This window comes from Nocardiopsis sp. CNR-923, assembly GCF_001942255.1.
GTDB lineage: Bacteria > Actinomycetota > Actinomycetes > Streptosporangiales > Streptosporangiaceae > Nocardiopsis.
This window is the reverse complement of sequence record NZ_MKKC01000131.1, coordinates 99,331-114,301: the sequence shown is the minus strand read 5'-3', so window position 1 is coordinate 114,301 and position 14,971 is coordinate 99,331. Positions and strand designations below refer to the sequence as shown.

Sequence of the window (14,971 nt, the reverse complement as noted above, 5' to 3'; positions counted from 1 at the left end):
GCGCCGCCCGCCCGCGGTGCTCCGTCACCCGGCCGACGCGGCCTCGGGCACGCCGGGGTCTGCCTCCGGGACCCCGGCGATGCGCAGCGCCGCGACCAGTTCGCGGTACAGTGCGTCGTCCTCCAGCAGCCCGCGGTGCGTGCCCTGGGCGCGCACGCGGCCGTCCTCCATGACGATGATGCGGTCCGCGCCGATCACCGTGGACAACCGGTGTGCGATGGTCACCACCGCGGCCCGGTCGGCGTGGCGGCGCACGCTGTCGGTGACGGCCGCCTCGGTGATCGCGTCCACCTGCGAGGTCGCCTCGTCCAGCAGCAGCACGTCCGCCGAGCACAACAGGGCGCGGGCGAGGGCGACGCGCTGGCGCTCGCCCCCGGAGAACGAGGTCGCGTCCAGCGGGGTGTCCAGCCCCTCCTCCAGAGCATCCACCCGGTCCGCCAACCGCACCTCGCGCAGCACCCGCCGGATGTCGGCCTCGTCCGCGTCCGGGCGGCCGAACACGAGGTTCTCCCGCAGGGTCCCGGGCACCACCGGGGTGTCCTGCTCCACGTAGGCGAAACGCTCCCGCACCTGAGCCGGGCTCAGCTCGGGGTACGGCTGGCCGTCGATCAGGATCCGGCCGTCCTCGGGCTCCAGGAAGCGCAGCAGGAGGGAGAGCACGGTGGTCTTCCCCGCCCCGGACGGCCCGACGATCGCGGTGTGCCCGCGCCTCGGCACCGTGATGTCGACCGAGTCGAGCGCCGCCCTCGTGCCGGGGGCGTAGCGGGCGGTGACCCCGCGCAGTTCGACGACCGCGCCGCCGGGGGAGCCGGAGCGAGCGGGCGCGCTCACCGGGGCGCTCGCGGCCGGTTCGAGCGGGATGTCGGTCACCTCACGGATCCGGCGTGCCGCGGCGACCCCCGACTGGAGGGCCGTGACGCTCTGGGAGAGCTCCGACACCGGTCCCATCAGGGTGAACGCGTAGAGCAGGAAGGCGACCAGGGTCGAGACCTCGATCGCACCGCCGGTGGCGCGCACGGCGCCCAGCCCGAGGATGGCGATGATCGCGAGCTGCACACCGCTGAAGGCCACTGTCAACGCGACGGCCTGGCGGCGCACGGCGCGCACGCTGTGCCGCGCCGAATCCTCGGCGTCGCGTACGACGCGGGCGCGATCCGCTCCTCCGCCCGGCTCGCCTTGACCGTGCGCATCGCCCGCAGGGCGCCTTCCAGGACGCCGCCCATGGAACCGAGCGAGGCCTGGGCGCGTTCCTCGTGCCGGGCGATGGCGGGCATCAGGGTCAGGAAGAGCAGCGCCACGACGATGACCGCCACGACGGTGGTGCCCAGCAGCACCGGGTCGAGCAGGGCCATCATGACGAGCGTCCCGACCAGCAGCACCGCGCCGTTGACGAGGGCGACCAGACTGCGCCCGACGGCCTCGTTGAGGAGCACGGTGTCGGAGGTGACGCGGGTGACCAACTCGCCGGGCGGCCGTTTGGTCAGCGGCAGCAGCGCGGCGCGGAGGTAGCGCTGGACGATCGAGGTCCGGGCGTCCAGGACGATGCGCTCGGCCATCGTGCCCAGCAGGATCCAGTGCCACAGGCCCAGGACGGCGCCCACCAGGAACAGGCCGAGGAGGAGGGCGACCGGCATGGCCAGATCACCCGCGTCGGCGACGGTGTCCAGGACCAGCTTGATGACCATGGGGCTGGCCAGTTCCAGGGCCGAGCCGAAGAGTGCCAGGAACAGGCCGAGGACGAGTGTGCCCCGGTAGGGGTGCACGAACGACCAGAGCACGCGTAACTGGGCGAATCTCGGTTCGTTCCCAGCGGTAGTATGGGCATTAGTGTCCAGGTTTCGATCAGTCATGATCTATATTAGGTCATGCATGACCGATTCTCGTCAAATGAATACCCATCGGTCTAGGATGGTGGGCATGGCGAACAGGACTACTGCGATGGACCAGACGAGGACGCGCGCACGGACCCGCCGGGCGATCCTCGAAGCGGCGGTCGAGGTCCTGGGGGACAACTCCGCGGCGCCGCTGTCCGAGGTGGCCAGAACCGCCGGGGTGGCGCGGAGCACGCTGCAGCGCTATTTCCCCGAGCGCTCCGACCTCACCCGCGCCTTGGGGGAGTACGTCGAGGAGCTGGTCAACGAGGCCACCGTGCGGGCGCGCACCACCGACGGCACCGCCATCGAGGCCTTCTCCCGGCTGGTCGCGGAGTACTTCGGGGCGCGCAAGGCCATCCTGGCCGCCTTCGGGGACCAGGACGTCCCGCGGGAGCCGGCCGAGTGCGAGAGCGGTCCCGCCGACCTCGCCCTCTACGACCTCGTCGAACGCGGGCACGAGGACGGCACGATCGATCCGAGGATCACGCCCCTGTGGGCGCAGCAGTTGCTGTGGTCGGGGTTGTACGCCGGGGCGGTCTACGTCAACGTGGCCCGCGTTCCGGCCTTCGAGGCGCTCAACATGTGCCTGCTGTCCCTGGTCAAGGCGGTGTCCGACGACAGGCGGGCCTGACCGGGGAGCCGGGTCACAGGTAGAGGCCGGTCCCGCGCTCGGGAGACTCGTTGGCCACCGCGTGCACGTCTCGTTCACGGAGGATGACGTAGCGTTCGCCGTTCAGTTCGACCTCGCCCTGGTCATCCGGGTCGAACAGCACGCGGTCGCCCGTCTTGACGTGGCGGGCGCCCGTCCCGGCGCCGCAGACCTCACCCCACGCGAGCCTGGTCGCCAGCTTCACCGTGTCCGGGATGACCAGCCCGGCGCTGCTGCGCCGCTCGCTCTTGTCCGGGACCGCCCTCACCAACAGGCGATCGTGGAGCATCTGGATTTCAAGCTTTGATTCGGGCACCACTCCAGAGTATTCGGCTCCGCCCGGGGATACTCCCCGCCCAGGGCCGGGCGGTGGCTCAACCCACTCACGGACTCCGGTAGAGTGTTGCCAACGCGAGCGGGGGAACCGCCCGGCACACCAGGGGCTATGGCGCAGTTGGTAGCGCGCCTCCATGGCATGGAGGAGGTCTGGGGTTCGAATCCCCATAGCTCCACGGATCAGGACGACCCGGCGGGCGCGGACGCGCCCGCCGGGTCGTCCTTCGTTTCTTCTGGGGGCGCCCCAGGCCTCCGGAGCGCTGCTCGGCCTGCTGCCGCCGAGACGACCGACCGGGCCGGGACTCAGGCGGACTTGGGCGTCGCACGCATGCCGATGTAGACGCACGGCGTCCCGTTGGTCAGACGCGAGAACACCACCGGGACGGCCGGGGAAGCGCCGGGAACGAGATGCCGCTCGCGGAGGGTGTCGAGGCGGTTCTGCCAGTGGGCGTGGTCGAAGCGCATGGGGATCCTTCGTTGTCGGTGGTTGCCCGGCCGTGTAACCGTGGTTCGGGGGCCTGTCGTCAGGACGTGCGGCCACCGCGCAGGGTCGCCAGCCGTTCCTGCCATTCGGCGGCCAGCGCGGGCATGCGTTCGCCGAGGAACTTTGTGAACTCCACGAGCTCCTCCATGCGGGCCCGGCGCTCGGCGGTCTCGCCTTCCATCGCCTCCAGGCCGCGGCGGGCCAGGGCTCCGAGCGCTTCGTACCCGGCGGGATCGTCGATCAGGCGCAGCCAGATCCGCGGGTCCAACCGCACGCGGTCGACACGCTCTCCGGCCGAGCGCGACCGCTGGACCCAGGCCCAGTCCTCCAGGGCGCCGACCGCGCTCGTGACCGCCGTGCGGCTGGCGTGCAGGGCATCGCTCATCTCGGCGATGGATGGTCCCTTGGTCGGGTCAGGTCGCCGCTCCTCGTCCGGTAGACTCTTCACCGTCACTTCACCAGGGGCTATGGCGCAGTTGGTAGCGCGCCTCCATGGCATGGAGGAGGTCTGGGGTTCGAATCCCCATAGCTCCACGGACTCAGGACGACCCGGCGGGCGCGGACACGCGCGAGCAGGGTCGTCCCTCGTGCTTTCGGGGGAAGCCCCCCCGGGGTTCCGGTGTGCCGCTCGGCTCCCGCCGAAAGCCTGCGGCACACCGGCCCTCCCGGTCCGCTACTTCGCCGCGCCGCGGTAGACGAGCGCGCGCAGGAGTGCGTCCACCGGCCCCCGCCGGCCCGTGCGGTCCATCCACGCCGCGACGCAGACGGCGAGCAGCCACACCGCGAACGCCGTGCACAGGGCGCCGAACGCGCCCACTCGTGCGCCCAGGCCGCCCAGGTCCGGATGCAGGATCACGGCCACCAGCACCGAGTTGGCCAGGTAGAAGGTCAGCGACCGCTGCCCGACGGCGGCGACGGCCCGGACGATTGGCCCCCGCCGATCGCCGAACCGGAGGCCGAGCAGGCCGAACACGGCCGCGTATCCCGCCCCGCCGAAGACGCCGGTGAGCACCTGGAGCGCCAGCAGCAGTCCGGTGGAGACCGGCCCCGGGGAGAGGACGCCCACGGTGACCAGGGCGGCGGGCAACGCGCCCAGTACGGAGGCCGCGGTTCCGACCACGGCGACACGGGTCAGCAGGACCCGGTGCGCCGCGGGGTCGTCCAGGAGTTTGCGGCGACCGGCCCAGAACCCGAGTGCCACCAGGAGCAGCAGCGGGTAGGCGAACGCGATGAACAGCGGGGTGAACGGCACACCGGACAGTCGGCTCACCCAGTCTTCCGCCGTGGTGTAGCCCGGCAGCCCCCACTGGCCCGAGGCCTCGCCCTGCTCGCTGGAGGCGACCGCGAACATGCCCAGGGTCACCGTCACCGCGTAGACCGGGGTCAGGATCGCGACCGCGCGGGTGATCGCGCGGTCGGGGCGGAACAGCAGCCACCCCAGGGCGAGCCCCGCCAGGCCGTAGGAGGCCAGGATCTCTCCGGGGAAGACCAGGAACGCGTGGACCGAGCCGAACAGGAGGAGGTACAGGCTGCGCCGCCGCATCAGTCGACGCGCCTCGCGCTCACCCTTCCCTGCGTTCAGCTGACGGGCGACAAGCCACCCCATTCCGTAGCCGTAGAGGATCGCGAACATCGAGAACGCGCGGTTGTCCAGGACGAGCACGGTGAGGAACCGCGCCGCGTCGTCCAGGGGTGAGGTCCGCTCGGCCGCGGCACCGAAGGACACCCCCGCGTAGACCCCGGCGTAGGCCATGGCGATCAGCAGCAGCATCGCCCCCCGTGCCAGGTCGGGTGCGAGTTCGCGCTCACTGGCGGGGGCGGTGCCGCCGGTGGTCGCCGATCTGGGGTGGGTCATCGTGACGTCCTTCGTGTCGTGGCGGTTACGGCTCGACCGACCCTAGGACCCCTTGAGGTCAGTTACTGTCCTGGACTCGGGGGCGGAGGGGTCGGCTGATCGAGGAACGGGGCCGTCGTCGCGGGCGTCCAAACAGACAAATCCACATACTCAACACATTCGGGGTGCTATGCGCAGTCTGTGGAACCTGATCCCCCTCCCCTCCTTCCTCCGCCGCGCCGAGACGGTCGCGTCCATCCCCTGTCCCCGCTGTGCGCCCGCGCCCGCGACCACCGCTGCGGACGTCCCCCGGCCCGCGGGCCAGCCGTTCACCGCGGCCGAGTGGGGCCAGGTGGTCCGGGTCGCGGTGATCGACAAGATCGACGAGGTCCTGTCCGAGAGCTACGCCCTCCTGGCCGACCACACCCCGAGTGAGCCCGCCCACTCCGAGGACCTGGCGCGGATCCGCCGTATCCGCACGGCTCTGACCGCGATCGCCGAGGACCTGGGGCCTCGCGCCCGTAGGGCCCGGCCGGGTGAGCGCGACTGGATCGAGTCCGAACTCCTGTCGACCGTGCTGAGCGCGGAGACGGAGATCGGCCGCCTGTTCGCCGGGCTGCGCTGAGCGTGTTCCGCGACTTCCGCCGGCCCCGCGTCGCCCGGATCTCCTCCCGTTCCGCGCCGGGGTCTGTGGACAACGCTCCGGCCGTCGCCCGCGCCCGGTACTGTCGATCCGTGGCAGATCTTCCCGACGTCCCCACTCTGCTCGACGCGGCCGTCGCCGCTCTGGGCGGCGCCCCCCGCGAGGGCCAGTCGACCATGGCCGGAGCCGTCGCCGAGGCGGTCGACCGGCGCGAGCACCTCGTGGTCCAGGCCGGAACCGGCACCGGCAAGTCCCTGGCCTACCTCGTACCCGCGGTCAGACACGCGATGGCCACGGAGAGCACCGTCGTCGTCTCCACGGCCACCATCGCACTCCAGAACCAGCTCATCGACCGCGACCTGCCACGCCTGGCCGCCGCTCTGGCGTCGCTACTGCCGCGCGAGCCCACGTTCGCGGTGCTCAAGGGGCGTCGCAACTACCTCTGCCGCAACCGCCTCAACACCGCCGACGACGAGGCCGAGGACGCCGAACTCTTCGACCCCCGCCAGCTCTCCTCGCTCGGCCGTCAGGTCGCCCGTGTGCACGAGTGGGCCGAGGACACCGTCACCGGAGACCGCGACGAGCTCGTCCCCGGCGTCAGCGACCTAGCCTGGCGCCAGGTGTCGGTGGGCGGCAACGAGTGCGTCGGAGCCCGGGTCTGCGCGTTCGGCCAGGAGTGCTTCGCCGAGTTCGCCCGCGAGGCCGCCCAGGGCGTGGACGTCGTGGTCACCAACCACGCCATGCTCGCCATCGACATGACCCAGGGCGGCCACATCCTGCCCGAGCACGACACGATCATGATCGACGAGGCCCACGAGCTGGTCGACCGCGCCACCTCCGTGGCCACCGAGAGCCTCACCGAGCGCGCAGTCGGCACCGCCGCCAAACGCGCCGGACGACTCGTCGAACCCGGAATCGGCGAGCGCCTCGCCGAGTGCGCCGACGGCCTCGGGCTGATGCTCGCCGACGCGCCCGACGGCCGCCTCGACCACATCGACGACGGCCTCGCCGGCGCCGTCGCCGCCGTGCGCGACGCCGCGTCGGCCTGTGTCAGCGCCATCGGACCCTCCCCCGGGGAACTCGACCCCGACACCGCCTCCGACCGCCGGCTGGCCCTGGCCTCCCTCGGGGAGGTCCACGACGCCGCCGTGAGCGTCCTGGAGTCCTTCGAACCCGCCCTGCGCGACCGCACCGACGTCGTCTGGCTCACCCGGAGCCCGTCCCGGCCGCCCTCCCTCAACGTGGCTCCGCTCGCGGTGGGCGGGCTGCTCCGCGAGAAGCTCTTCGGCGACCCCACGGTCGTGCTCACCTCGGCCACGCTCACCCTCGGCGGCTCCTTCTCCGCACTGGCCCGCCAGTGGGGCCTGGGCCGCGAGGTCACCGAGGAGGCCGCCGAGCGCGCCGCGGCCGGGAAGACCGAGCCAGCAACCGACCAGGCCCCCGATCCCGACGACGACGGACCGCACCGCGCGGCGGGCGAGCCCCGTTGGCGCGCGCTCGACGTCGGCTCGCCCTTCGACCACGCGCGCAGCGGCATCCTCTACGTGGCCACCCACCTGCCCCCGCCGGGCCGGGACGGTCTGGCCGACGCCTACCTGGACGAGATCGCCGAGCTGATCGAGGCCGCCGACGGCCGCGCGCTGGGCCTGTTCTCCTCCATGCGAGCCGCCCAGAGGGCCGCGGAGGAGCTGCGCGGACGCCTGGAGCACCCGATCCTGTGCCAGGGGGAGGACTCCACCGGCCAGCTCGTACGCCGGTTCGCCGAGGAGGAGCGGGCCTGCCTGTTCGGCACCCTGTCGCTGTGGCAGGGCGTCGACGTGCCCGGCGCCTCGCTGCAACTGGTGATCGTCGACCGGATCCCGTTCCCCCGCCCGGACGACCCGCTGGCCTCGGCCCGTCAGCGTGCGGTCGCCGCGCACGGCGGCAACGGCTTCCTCTCGGTCGCCGCCACCCACGCCGCCCTGCTGCTCGCCCAGGGCACGGGCCGCCTCCTTCGGTCCACCGACGACCGCGGCGTCATCGCCGTGCTCGACCCGCGACTGGCCACGGCGCGCTACGGGGGGTTCCTGCGCGCGTCGTTGCCGCCCTACTGGGGGACGACCGACCCCGCCGTGGCCAGGTCGGCGTTGCGACGGCTGTCCGCGACGACGGAGGCCGTCTCTGCGGCGGGTTGACCGCGCGTTCGGGGCGGCGAGGTCCGGGACGGATGGTCTTCGCGGGTCCTGCACCGTTCGCCGACGTGTCCGGCGGGGGCCGTTCACCCGCGTACGGGGACCCGCGCGGTCGGCCTCAGCAGACGGGGCCGTGGGGGGCTCTTGCGGGCCGGGGGCGACCGGAGGGTGGGACTCACCCGTCGCTGGTGGGGCGCGGAGGGCGGCGGGGGTGACGTACGGGGCTGAGACGTTCGCGGGAGTCGAGGGCTATCGTCGGTCCCGGAAACCGAAGAGGCGGATCGCGTAGCCGGGGGAGTCGTCCTCGGGCTCCTGGATGTACCAGCGGTCGTCGTGCGCGCCGACCAGGAGTTCGTTCCACATCATGTCGATGAGCTTGAGCCGGGACACCACCGAGGCCTCGGGGTCCAGCACGATCGAGTAGGTCTGGTCGGTGAGCCGCTGCGTCACCATCCCCACGGACTGGCCGTCCCAGATCGCCGGGACGGGGGCGTGGCCGACCTCCACCCCGCACAGGCGCAGCTGCTCGACCTCCTCGTCCAGCGCCTCGGCGGCCAGGGCGCCGTCCAGACGGAGCGCGTCTTCGAGTTCGTCGCGGTCCTCGTCACCGCGCAGGTAGGCGTGGTAGGTGCGGTAGCCGCACTTACGGCACTTGCGCCAGACGACGCAGCGGGCCACGCCGTAGGCCGACTGGGCCTCGCCCACGCTCTGGTAGTCGCTCACCCCGCGGATCATGCCGCACTCACAACACAGGGCAGTGAGATCCTGCTTCATCAGAGTCCCCCCTCCCAGGCGAGTATGCGATGGATGAGGCCCGTTAGGGAACCCGTTCGGCGAGGAAGTCGCGGCAAGGTGTCGTCATCAATGCCCAAAATGACCGAGTCGGGGGTTTCGACCGGACCCGGGCTGGAAGGTCCTCGCGTCCGATCTCATTCGTCCAGGGACAGCCCGCGTTTGTTCCGGGCGTCCAGTCCCGCATCCGCTGCGGATACCCGACGATCTGGACGTCGTAGACGGGGGCCGCCAGGCGCCCGGCCACCTTGCGGATGACGTCGGGGGAACCGCACCGGCGGCGGGTCCACTCCCCGTCGGTGGCCACAGCCACGGCCGTGGTCTGGGTGGCGAAGGTCACGGGTTCGACGAAGAACTCAACTCCGACCCGGCTCCTGGCGAACTCGATCAGCGCCTTGATGTCGTCGTCCTTGGTGATTCGGTCGAAACGGGCCTTGCTCGTGCGGTTGGCCCTGCTCAGGCCCAAGCGGTCTCGCCATCCCATCGGCGCTCATGTCCTCACGTGTCTATCGGCCGGATCGGCCCCGGCGCCCCGGCCGGTACCCGGGACATCGCGGCTCGGACTGATTCTAGTCCCGCCCACCGACATCCGGCCGGGCGCGGATGGTGCGGGAGCGCACCGGTTTCACGGGTTCTCCGGACAGGAGTGTCACCGCGCTGCTACTTTCTGTTCGCACGGCGTGAGGTAGGGGGAGTCATGATGCCGATGTGGTCATGGGCGGGGGAGACCGCGCGTCACCTGCGGTCGGTCGGTCAGGTCGACCTCGCCGAGGCGGTCACGAGTCTGCCGCAGCTGTGCGAGTCGGGGGAGGCGGTCCGGGTGGAGGCCGTCGCACGCTCGGCCCTGCGCACGGCCCGTCGGCTGGTCTTCGAAGCGGGCGGCGACCGGGCCGAGGTGCCGGGGGTGCTCGGCCCGCCCACCCTGCTCTACCTCGCGCACTGGCCCCTGGCGGTACGGGTGGGCGCCCTCGCCGAGGGCCGGCGTGCCCTGGAACAGGCCGCGGCCGCGGCCGAGGGCGTGCCCGATCCGCGCGCGCACGGACCGCTCCCGGTCTCCGCACTGGAGACGCTCGTGCGCTGTCACGCCAACGTCGACGCGGGCGGCACCACCGCCGAGCGCGGCGAACTGCTGTCCTCCCGGCGTCTGGCCGGATGGGAGCAGTCACCCGCCTGGCCCGCCTTCTGCCTGGCCCGGGCCCAACTGTTCATCGACGAGGGCAGGCCCGACCGCGCCGAGGCGGACCTGCGTCGCTACGAGCACACAGCCACCGGCCCCGCCCTGCTCGGTGCGGAGGGCGTGTTCACGCTGGTTCGTGCGCTCCGCCACCAGGACAAGCACACCGACGCCCTGGAGGCGCTGGACCGGCTGGAGGCCGAGATCGCGCTGGCGCCGGACGTCCACGGCGGACGCCGCGTCTCCCTGCGCCGCCTGGTCCGCTTCGAACGCGCGCGGCTGCTGTCCTGGCTGGCCCGTCTTGGCCTGTACCCGTCCCGCGACGCCATCGTGCCCCTGCCGACCATTGAGGAGGCCGAGGCGTACCCGAGCCTGCGGCCAGCCTGGGTGGAGGCCGTGGAGAACCTCGTCTGCCAGGGCGCGGTCCGCAACGACTGGCGGCTGGGCGTGCGCGTCACCACCTGGTCGCGCTACTTCGAGCGGGTCGGGGCCCCGCGCAGGGGCGCCGAACTGGCCCTGGCCGCCGCGCGGTTGGCGGCGGGCCGGGGCGCGCGCTGGGTGGCCACCTGCTCGACTCGGCGCGCCGAGCGCCTCATCGGCGAGCTGAGCGCCACCGAGGAGATCACCGGCGACCTCGACGAGGTCCGTGCCATGGTCACGGCCATGACCCCCGTCCAGCCCCTGGCGCCAGCCGACCGGATCCTGGAGTACCTGCGCGCCCAGCCCGCCGAGGAGGTCGACCCCGAACGCCAGGCCGAACAGGTCAACGCGGCCTTGGCGGCCGTTCCGCACGACACTCCGCTGCTGTCGGCGCTCGGACAGGTGGGCCGCACGCTCATGCTCTCCGACGCGGCCACCGAACCGCAGTGGCGCCATATCCGGGAGCGTCCCGGCGACCAGCGGGCGGCCCTGTCACTGCTGGAGACGCTGATGCACGACAACGACACGGCGGGGGTGCGCGACCTGGTCCGCACCCTCACCGCGGGAGTGCCGCACGAGGACGACTACCGGACCGCTCCGGAGGTCGGGGAGGCGGTGGCCAGCGCCCGCCCCGCCGGGTAGGTCAGAGCCTGGGCGGGCAGCCGGGCGGGGCGCCCGCTGGCGAGGACGCTCACCCGTCCCGGTCGATCGCCGGGCGGGACGCAGCCGATCCGGCGCAGGGTCTGCGCGGCCACCGCGCCGGCCGCGGTGAACGTCCGGGCCGCCGGGGCCAGCGCCGCGGTGACGCGCTCGTCCACCAGGTCGTAGTGCGTGCAGCCCAGGACCACGCCGCGCACGTCGTCGGGGGTGCGTGCGGCGGCGTACGCCACGGCCTCCTCGATCAGGCGCGGGTCGGCCGACTCCACGGCCTCGGCCAGGCCCACGCAGGCCACCGGCGTGACCTCGACGTCGTCGGCGAAGGTCTCGATGAGCCGACGCTGGTAGGCGCTGTGCGTGGTGGCGGTCGTCGCCCAGACGGCGATCGGTCCCCCCGCTGCCACCGCGGGCTTGATCGGCGGAACCGTCCCGATCACCGGGACGTGCGGCTCGAACTCGGCGCGCAGTTCGGGGAGCACGTGCACCGAGGCGGTGTTGCACGGCACGACCACCGCGTCCAGGCCGTCCGCCCCCGCGGTCTCGCGGGCCGCGCGCGCTCCCGCCAGCGCGCGTCCGATGATCTGCGCGGGCGTGCGAGCGCCCCACGGCATGTGGTCGGGGTCCATGGACAGCACAAGGTGGGCGTCCGGCCTGGCCGCGTGCAGGGCGGCCGCAGTGGACAGCATCCCGATGCCCGAGTCTACGAGAGCGATGCGCACGGTAGCCGATTCTAGCCGCGGCCGTCGCGCCGGGCGCCCTAGCGTGGCCCACGCCACAGCCGGACGGTCCGCTTACTCCTCGCAGGTCGCAGGCTTGCGTCGGCGACACGGACGGAAATGGGGTGGCACCGAGGCATTTCTCGTGGGTAGAACTGAGGGAATCGGCTCGTCCCCGCTCGTGCGGGACCGGGTCGGACGACACCGTGCGGCACGCGCCGAGACCGGAAGCGGGAACATGGCGACTCGACAGCAGGGGACGGACAGGGCCAGCGGAGAACGGTCGGGGCTGGCGGCGCACATCGCGGCGGTCCAGCGCCTGCGTCGCGAGTACCGGGCACTGCCCGCGGACGCGCCCGTACGACTGGCCAAACCCACCTCGAACCTCTTCCGCTTCAGGGAACCGGCCACCTCCCCACCGCTGGACGTGTCGGCCTTCTCCGGCGTCATCTCGATCGACCCGGTGGAACGCCTGGCCGACGTCGGCGGGATGACCACCTACGAGGACCTCGTCGCCGCGACCCTTCCGCACGGGCTGATGCCGCTGGTCGTCCCGCAGTTGCGCACCATCACCCTCGGCGGAGCCGTGACCGGTCTCGGCATCGAGTCCTCCTCCTTCCGCAACGGACTCCCGCACGAGTCGGTCCAGGAGATGGAGATCCTCACCGGCGCGGGCGACGTCGTCACCGCCACCCGCGACAACGAGCACGCCGACCTGTTCCACGGCTTCCCCAACTCCTACGGAACCCTCGGCTACGGTCTGCGCCTGCGCGTCGAACTGGAACCCGTCTCCCCCTACGTACACCTGCGCCACCTGCGGTTCCACGACGCGGCTGAGGCCATGGACGCGCTCGCACGGATCTGCGCCGACGCCGAACACGACGGCCAGCCCGTCGACTTCGTGGACGGTGTCGCCTTCGGCCCCCACGAGCTCTACCTCTCCCTGGCGCGCTTCACCGACCAGCGCCCTGGGCCAGCGACTACACGGGCACCGACATCTACTACCTGTCCATCCGACGCCACGCGGGCAACGGCCCGGGCGACTACCTCACCGTCCACGACTACCTGTGGCGGTGGGACACCGACTGGTTCTGGTGCTCGCGCGCCTTCGGCGCCCAGCACCCCCTCGTCCGGCCGCTGTGGCCGCGCTCCCTCAAGCGCTCCGACGTCTACCGCAGGCTGGTGGCCTGGGACCGGCGCACCGACTTCTCCCGCCTGCTCAACCACTACCGGGGCAGGCGCCCCCAGGAGCCGCTCATCCAGGACGTCGAGGTGGGCGTGGAGCGCGGCGCGGAGTTCCTGGAGTTCTTCCACGCCGAGATCGGCATGACCCCCGTGTGGATGTGCCCCCTGCGGCTGCGCGAACCCCGGCCGGCCGAAGCGGGCGAGGGCGACCACGTCTGGCCGCTCTACCCCCTCGACAACGACCGCCTCTACGTGAACTTCGGGTTCTGGGGCCTGGTCGACATGAAGCCGCGCCAGCGCCGCGCCCACCACAACCGGCTGGTGGAGGAGGAGGTCGCGCGGCTCGGTGGCCACAAGTCGCTGTACTCGGACTCCTTCTACCCCGAGGACGAGTTCTGGCGCCTCTACGACGGCCCCGCCTACTCCCGTCTCAAGGAGTCCTACGACCCCGGAGGACGGCTGCTCGACCTGTACGCCAAGTGCGTACGCAACCGCTGACACCGCACGCACCGGGCGGCCCCTGGTCGCGTCCGGGAGAGGGAGGACGAGAACATGCGGCTTGCCGAGATCTTCGAGCGGGTCGTCGGTCCCGACGCGCCCATCCGTTTCACCGCCTACGACGGCAGCTCCGCGGGAGCTCCCGACTCCGACGTCGCCCTTCACGTGCGCACGCCGGTCGCGGTCAACTACCTGGCCCAGTCGCCGAACGCGGTCGGCCTCACCCGCGCCTACGTCTCCGGTCATCTGGACGTCCAGGGCGACATGTACACGCTCCTGCGGAGGATGTCCGACTTCGCCCTCGCCAAGGGGGTCAACCTGTCGTTCGGCGACCTCGCCGCCATCGTCCGGTCGGTCGGCTGGGTCAAGTTCGTCAACCGCGTGGCGCCACCGCCGCAGGAGATGAGCCGGAGCAGACTCGCGGGCCTGGGCTGGCGGCACTCCAAGAGCCGTGACGCCGAGGTCATCCACCACCACTACGACGTGTCCAACGACTTCTACGAACTGGTGTTGGGCCCGTCCATGACCTACACCTGCGCCGTCTTCGACGAGGAGGACGGCGCGCTCGACCGGGTAGGGGTGACCGCGTCGGAGGCGTCCGCAGGAGAGGACGGCACGGGCCGAAGGCCCTCCGTCGAGGGTGGTGGAGGGCGGCGGGTGGGCCGCTTCGACGGCGCTCTGGAGAGCGCCCAATTCCGCAAGTACGAGCTGGTGTCCCGCAAGCTCGGACTGGAGCGGGGCATGCGCCTGCTCGACGTCGGCTGCGGCTGGGGCGGCATGGTCATGCACGCCGCCCGTGAGCACGGCGTCAAGGCGCTGGGGGTCACCCTGTCCAAGGAGCAGGCCGACTGGGCGGCCAAGCGGATCGCCCAGGAGGGCCTGTCCGAGCTGGCCGAGGTCCGGCACATGGACTACCGGGACGTGCCCGACGCCAGCTTCGACCGGGTCAGCTCGATCGGCCTGACCGAGCACGTCGGCGCGCGCAACCTGGACGCCTACTTCGCGTCGCTGCACGCCAAACTCGTCCCCGGCGGCAGGCTGCTCAACCACTGCATCACCCGGCCGCGCAACGACCTCAAGGCCCTGGACCCCAAGGGTGTCATCAACCGGTACGTGTTCCCCGACGGCGAACTGGAGGGGCCGGGCGTCATCCAGACCGCGATGAACGACGCGGGGTTCGAGATCCGCCACCAGGAGAACCTGCGCGAGCACTACGCGCTCACCCTCCGCCACTGGGGGGCCAACCTGGATCGGAACTGGGCCGAGGCCGTCGCGCTGGTCGGTGAGGGCACAGCCCGCGTCTGGCGTCTGTACATGGCCGGATGCGTGCTCGGCTTCGAGCGCAACGTCGTCCAGCTGCACCAGGTGCTCGGTGTCCGACTGGACGGCGCCGACGCGCACATGCCGCTGCGTCCCGAGTTCTGACCGATGGACGTCCCCTCCTGTTCGCCGGGAGGGGACACCGGCCCGTCAGGCGCCCGCGGCTGGTCCGGTGACGGCATGATGGAAGCCGTCACACCGGCCCCACGCACCGTGAA

At 72.1% G+C, this 14,971-nt stretch carries 11 protein-coding genes, 2 tRNA genes and 3 pseudogenes; 8 read left to right on the top strand and 8 right to left on the bottom strand.

All coding sequences use genetic code 11. From position 1 onward, the window contains the following. Positions 1–24: 24 nt before the first annotated feature. A pseudogene (locus tag BJF83_RS23265) lies at positions 25–1,778 on the bottom strand (ABC transporter ATP-binding protein). A 160-nt stretch (positions 1,779–1,938) separates the two neighbouring features. Here BJF83_RS23265 and BJF83_RS23260 point away from each other — a divergent pair. Continuing rightward, positions 1,939–2,505 carry a TetR/AcrR family transcriptional regulator gene (locus BJF83_RS23260; RefSeq protein ID WP_143832047.1) on the top strand — a complete coding sequence of 189 codons (567 nt, stop codon included), beginning with the start codon at positions 1,939–1,941 and terminating at the stop codon, positions 2,503–2,505. Positions 2,506–2,518: 13 nt separating this feature from the next. On the opposite strand, the gene BJF83_RS23255 is transcribed toward BJF83_RS23260, so the two are convergent. Next, positions 2,519–2,812 (bottom strand): co-chaperone GroES, encoded by a 294-nt coding sequence (locus BJF83_RS23255; RefSeq protein WP_075927983.1) that lies wholly within the window; start codon positions 2,810–2,812, stop codon positions 2,519–2,521. Between the two features lie 150 nt (positions 2,813–2,962). Between BJF83_RS23255 and BJF83_RS23250 the strand changes: the two genes are divergently transcribed. Beyond that, positions 2,963–3,035 (top strand) — tRNA-Ala (locus BJF83_RS23250). A gap of 127 nt (positions 3,036–3,162) precedes the next feature. On the opposite strand, the gene BJF83_RS27690 is transcribed toward BJF83_RS23250, so the two are convergent. Both BJF83_RS27690 and BJF83_RS23245 read right to left on the bottom strand, forming a co-directional pair. After that, positions 3,163–3,324 carry a hypothetical protein gene (locus BJF83_RS27690; RefSeq protein WP_158070440.1) on the bottom strand — a complete coding sequence of 54 codons (162 nt, stop codon included), beginning with the start codon at positions 3,322–3,324 and terminating at the stop codon, positions 3,163–3,165. Between the two features lie 59 nt (positions 3,325–3,383). Further along, positions 3,384–3,791, bottom strand: a complete 408-nt coding sequence (locus BJF83_RS23245; RefSeq protein ID WP_143832046.1) for a hypothetical protein — start codon at positions 3,789–3,791, stop codon at positions 3,384–3,386. A 13-nt stretch (positions 3,792–3,804) separates the two neighbouring features. Here BJF83_RS23245 and BJF83_RS23240 point away from each other — a divergent pair. After that, positions 3,805–3,877, top strand: a tRNA-Ala gene (locus BJF83_RS23240). A 139-nt stretch (positions 3,878–4,016) separates the two neighbouring features. On the opposite strand, the gene BJF83_RS23235 is transcribed toward BJF83_RS23240, so the two are convergent. Then, a complete protein-coding gene (locus BJF83_RS23235; protein ID WP_075927981.1) occupies positions 4,017–5,198 on the bottom strand; it encodes a DUF418 domain-containing protein in 1,182 nt (393 codons plus the stop codon). A 169-nt stretch (positions 5,199–5,367) separates the two neighbouring features. Between BJF83_RS23235 and BJF83_RS23230 the strand changes: the two genes are divergently transcribed. After that, positions 5,368–5,802, top strand: a complete 435-nt coding sequence (locus tag BJF83_RS23230; RefSeq protein ID WP_075927980.1) for a hypothetical protein — start codon at positions 5,368–5,370, stop codon at positions 5,800–5,802. Positions 5,803–5,912: 110 nt separating this feature from the next. Then, positions 5,913–7,994 (top strand): ATP-dependent DNA helicase, encoded by a 2,082-nt coding sequence (locus BJF83_RS23225; protein ID WP_075928027.1) that lies wholly within the window; start codon positions 5,913–5,915, stop codon positions 7,992–7,994. Between the two features lie 246 nt (positions 7,995–8,240). On the opposite strand, the gene BJF83_RS23220 is transcribed toward BJF83_RS23225, so the two are convergent. Continuing rightward, entirely contained in the window at positions 8,241–8,765 is a 525-nt protein-coding gene (locus BJF83_RS23220) for a DUF6315 family protein (RefSeq protein ID WP_075927979.1), read from the bottom strand. Between the two features lie 155 nt (positions 8,766–8,920). Then, positions 8,921–9,267: pseudogene (locus tag BJF83_RS23215) on the bottom strand (hypothetical protein). A 216-nt stretch (positions 9,268–9,483) separates the two neighbouring features. Between BJF83_RS23215 and BJF83_RS23210 the strand changes: the two are divergent. After that, positions 9,484–11,019, top strand: coding sequence for a hypothetical protein (locus tag BJF83_RS23210; RefSeq protein ID WP_075928026.1), 1,536 nt, complete (start codon positions 9,484–9,486; stop codon positions 11,017–11,019). Here the strand turns inward: BJF83_RS23210 and BJF83_RS23205 are convergent. Then, the gene (locus BJF83_RS23205) at positions 10,962–11,753 is read right to left on the bottom strand and encodes a glutamate racemase (RefSeq protein WP_262391799.1); all 792 of its coding nucleotides are present in this window, start codon (positions 11,751–11,753) and stop codon (positions 10,962–10,964) included. The genes BJF83_RS23210 and BJF83_RS23205 overlap by 58 nt on opposite strands. Positions 11,754–11,988: 235 nt before the next feature. Between BJF83_RS23205 and BJF83_RS23200 the strand changes: the two are divergent. Next, positions 11,989–13,433 (top strand): annotated as a pseudogene (locus BJF83_RS23200) (FAD-binding oxidoreductase). Positions 13,434–13,487: 54 nt separating this feature from the next. Beyond that, positions 13,488–14,858 carry a cyclopropane-fatty-acyl-phospholipid synthase family protein gene (locus tag BJF83_RS23195; protein WP_075927977.1) on the top strand — a complete coding sequence of 457 codons (1,371 nt, stop codon included), beginning with the start codon at positions 13,488–13,490 and terminating at the stop codon, positions 14,856–14,858. The last annotated feature ends 113 nt before the right edge of the window (positions 14,859–14,971 follow it).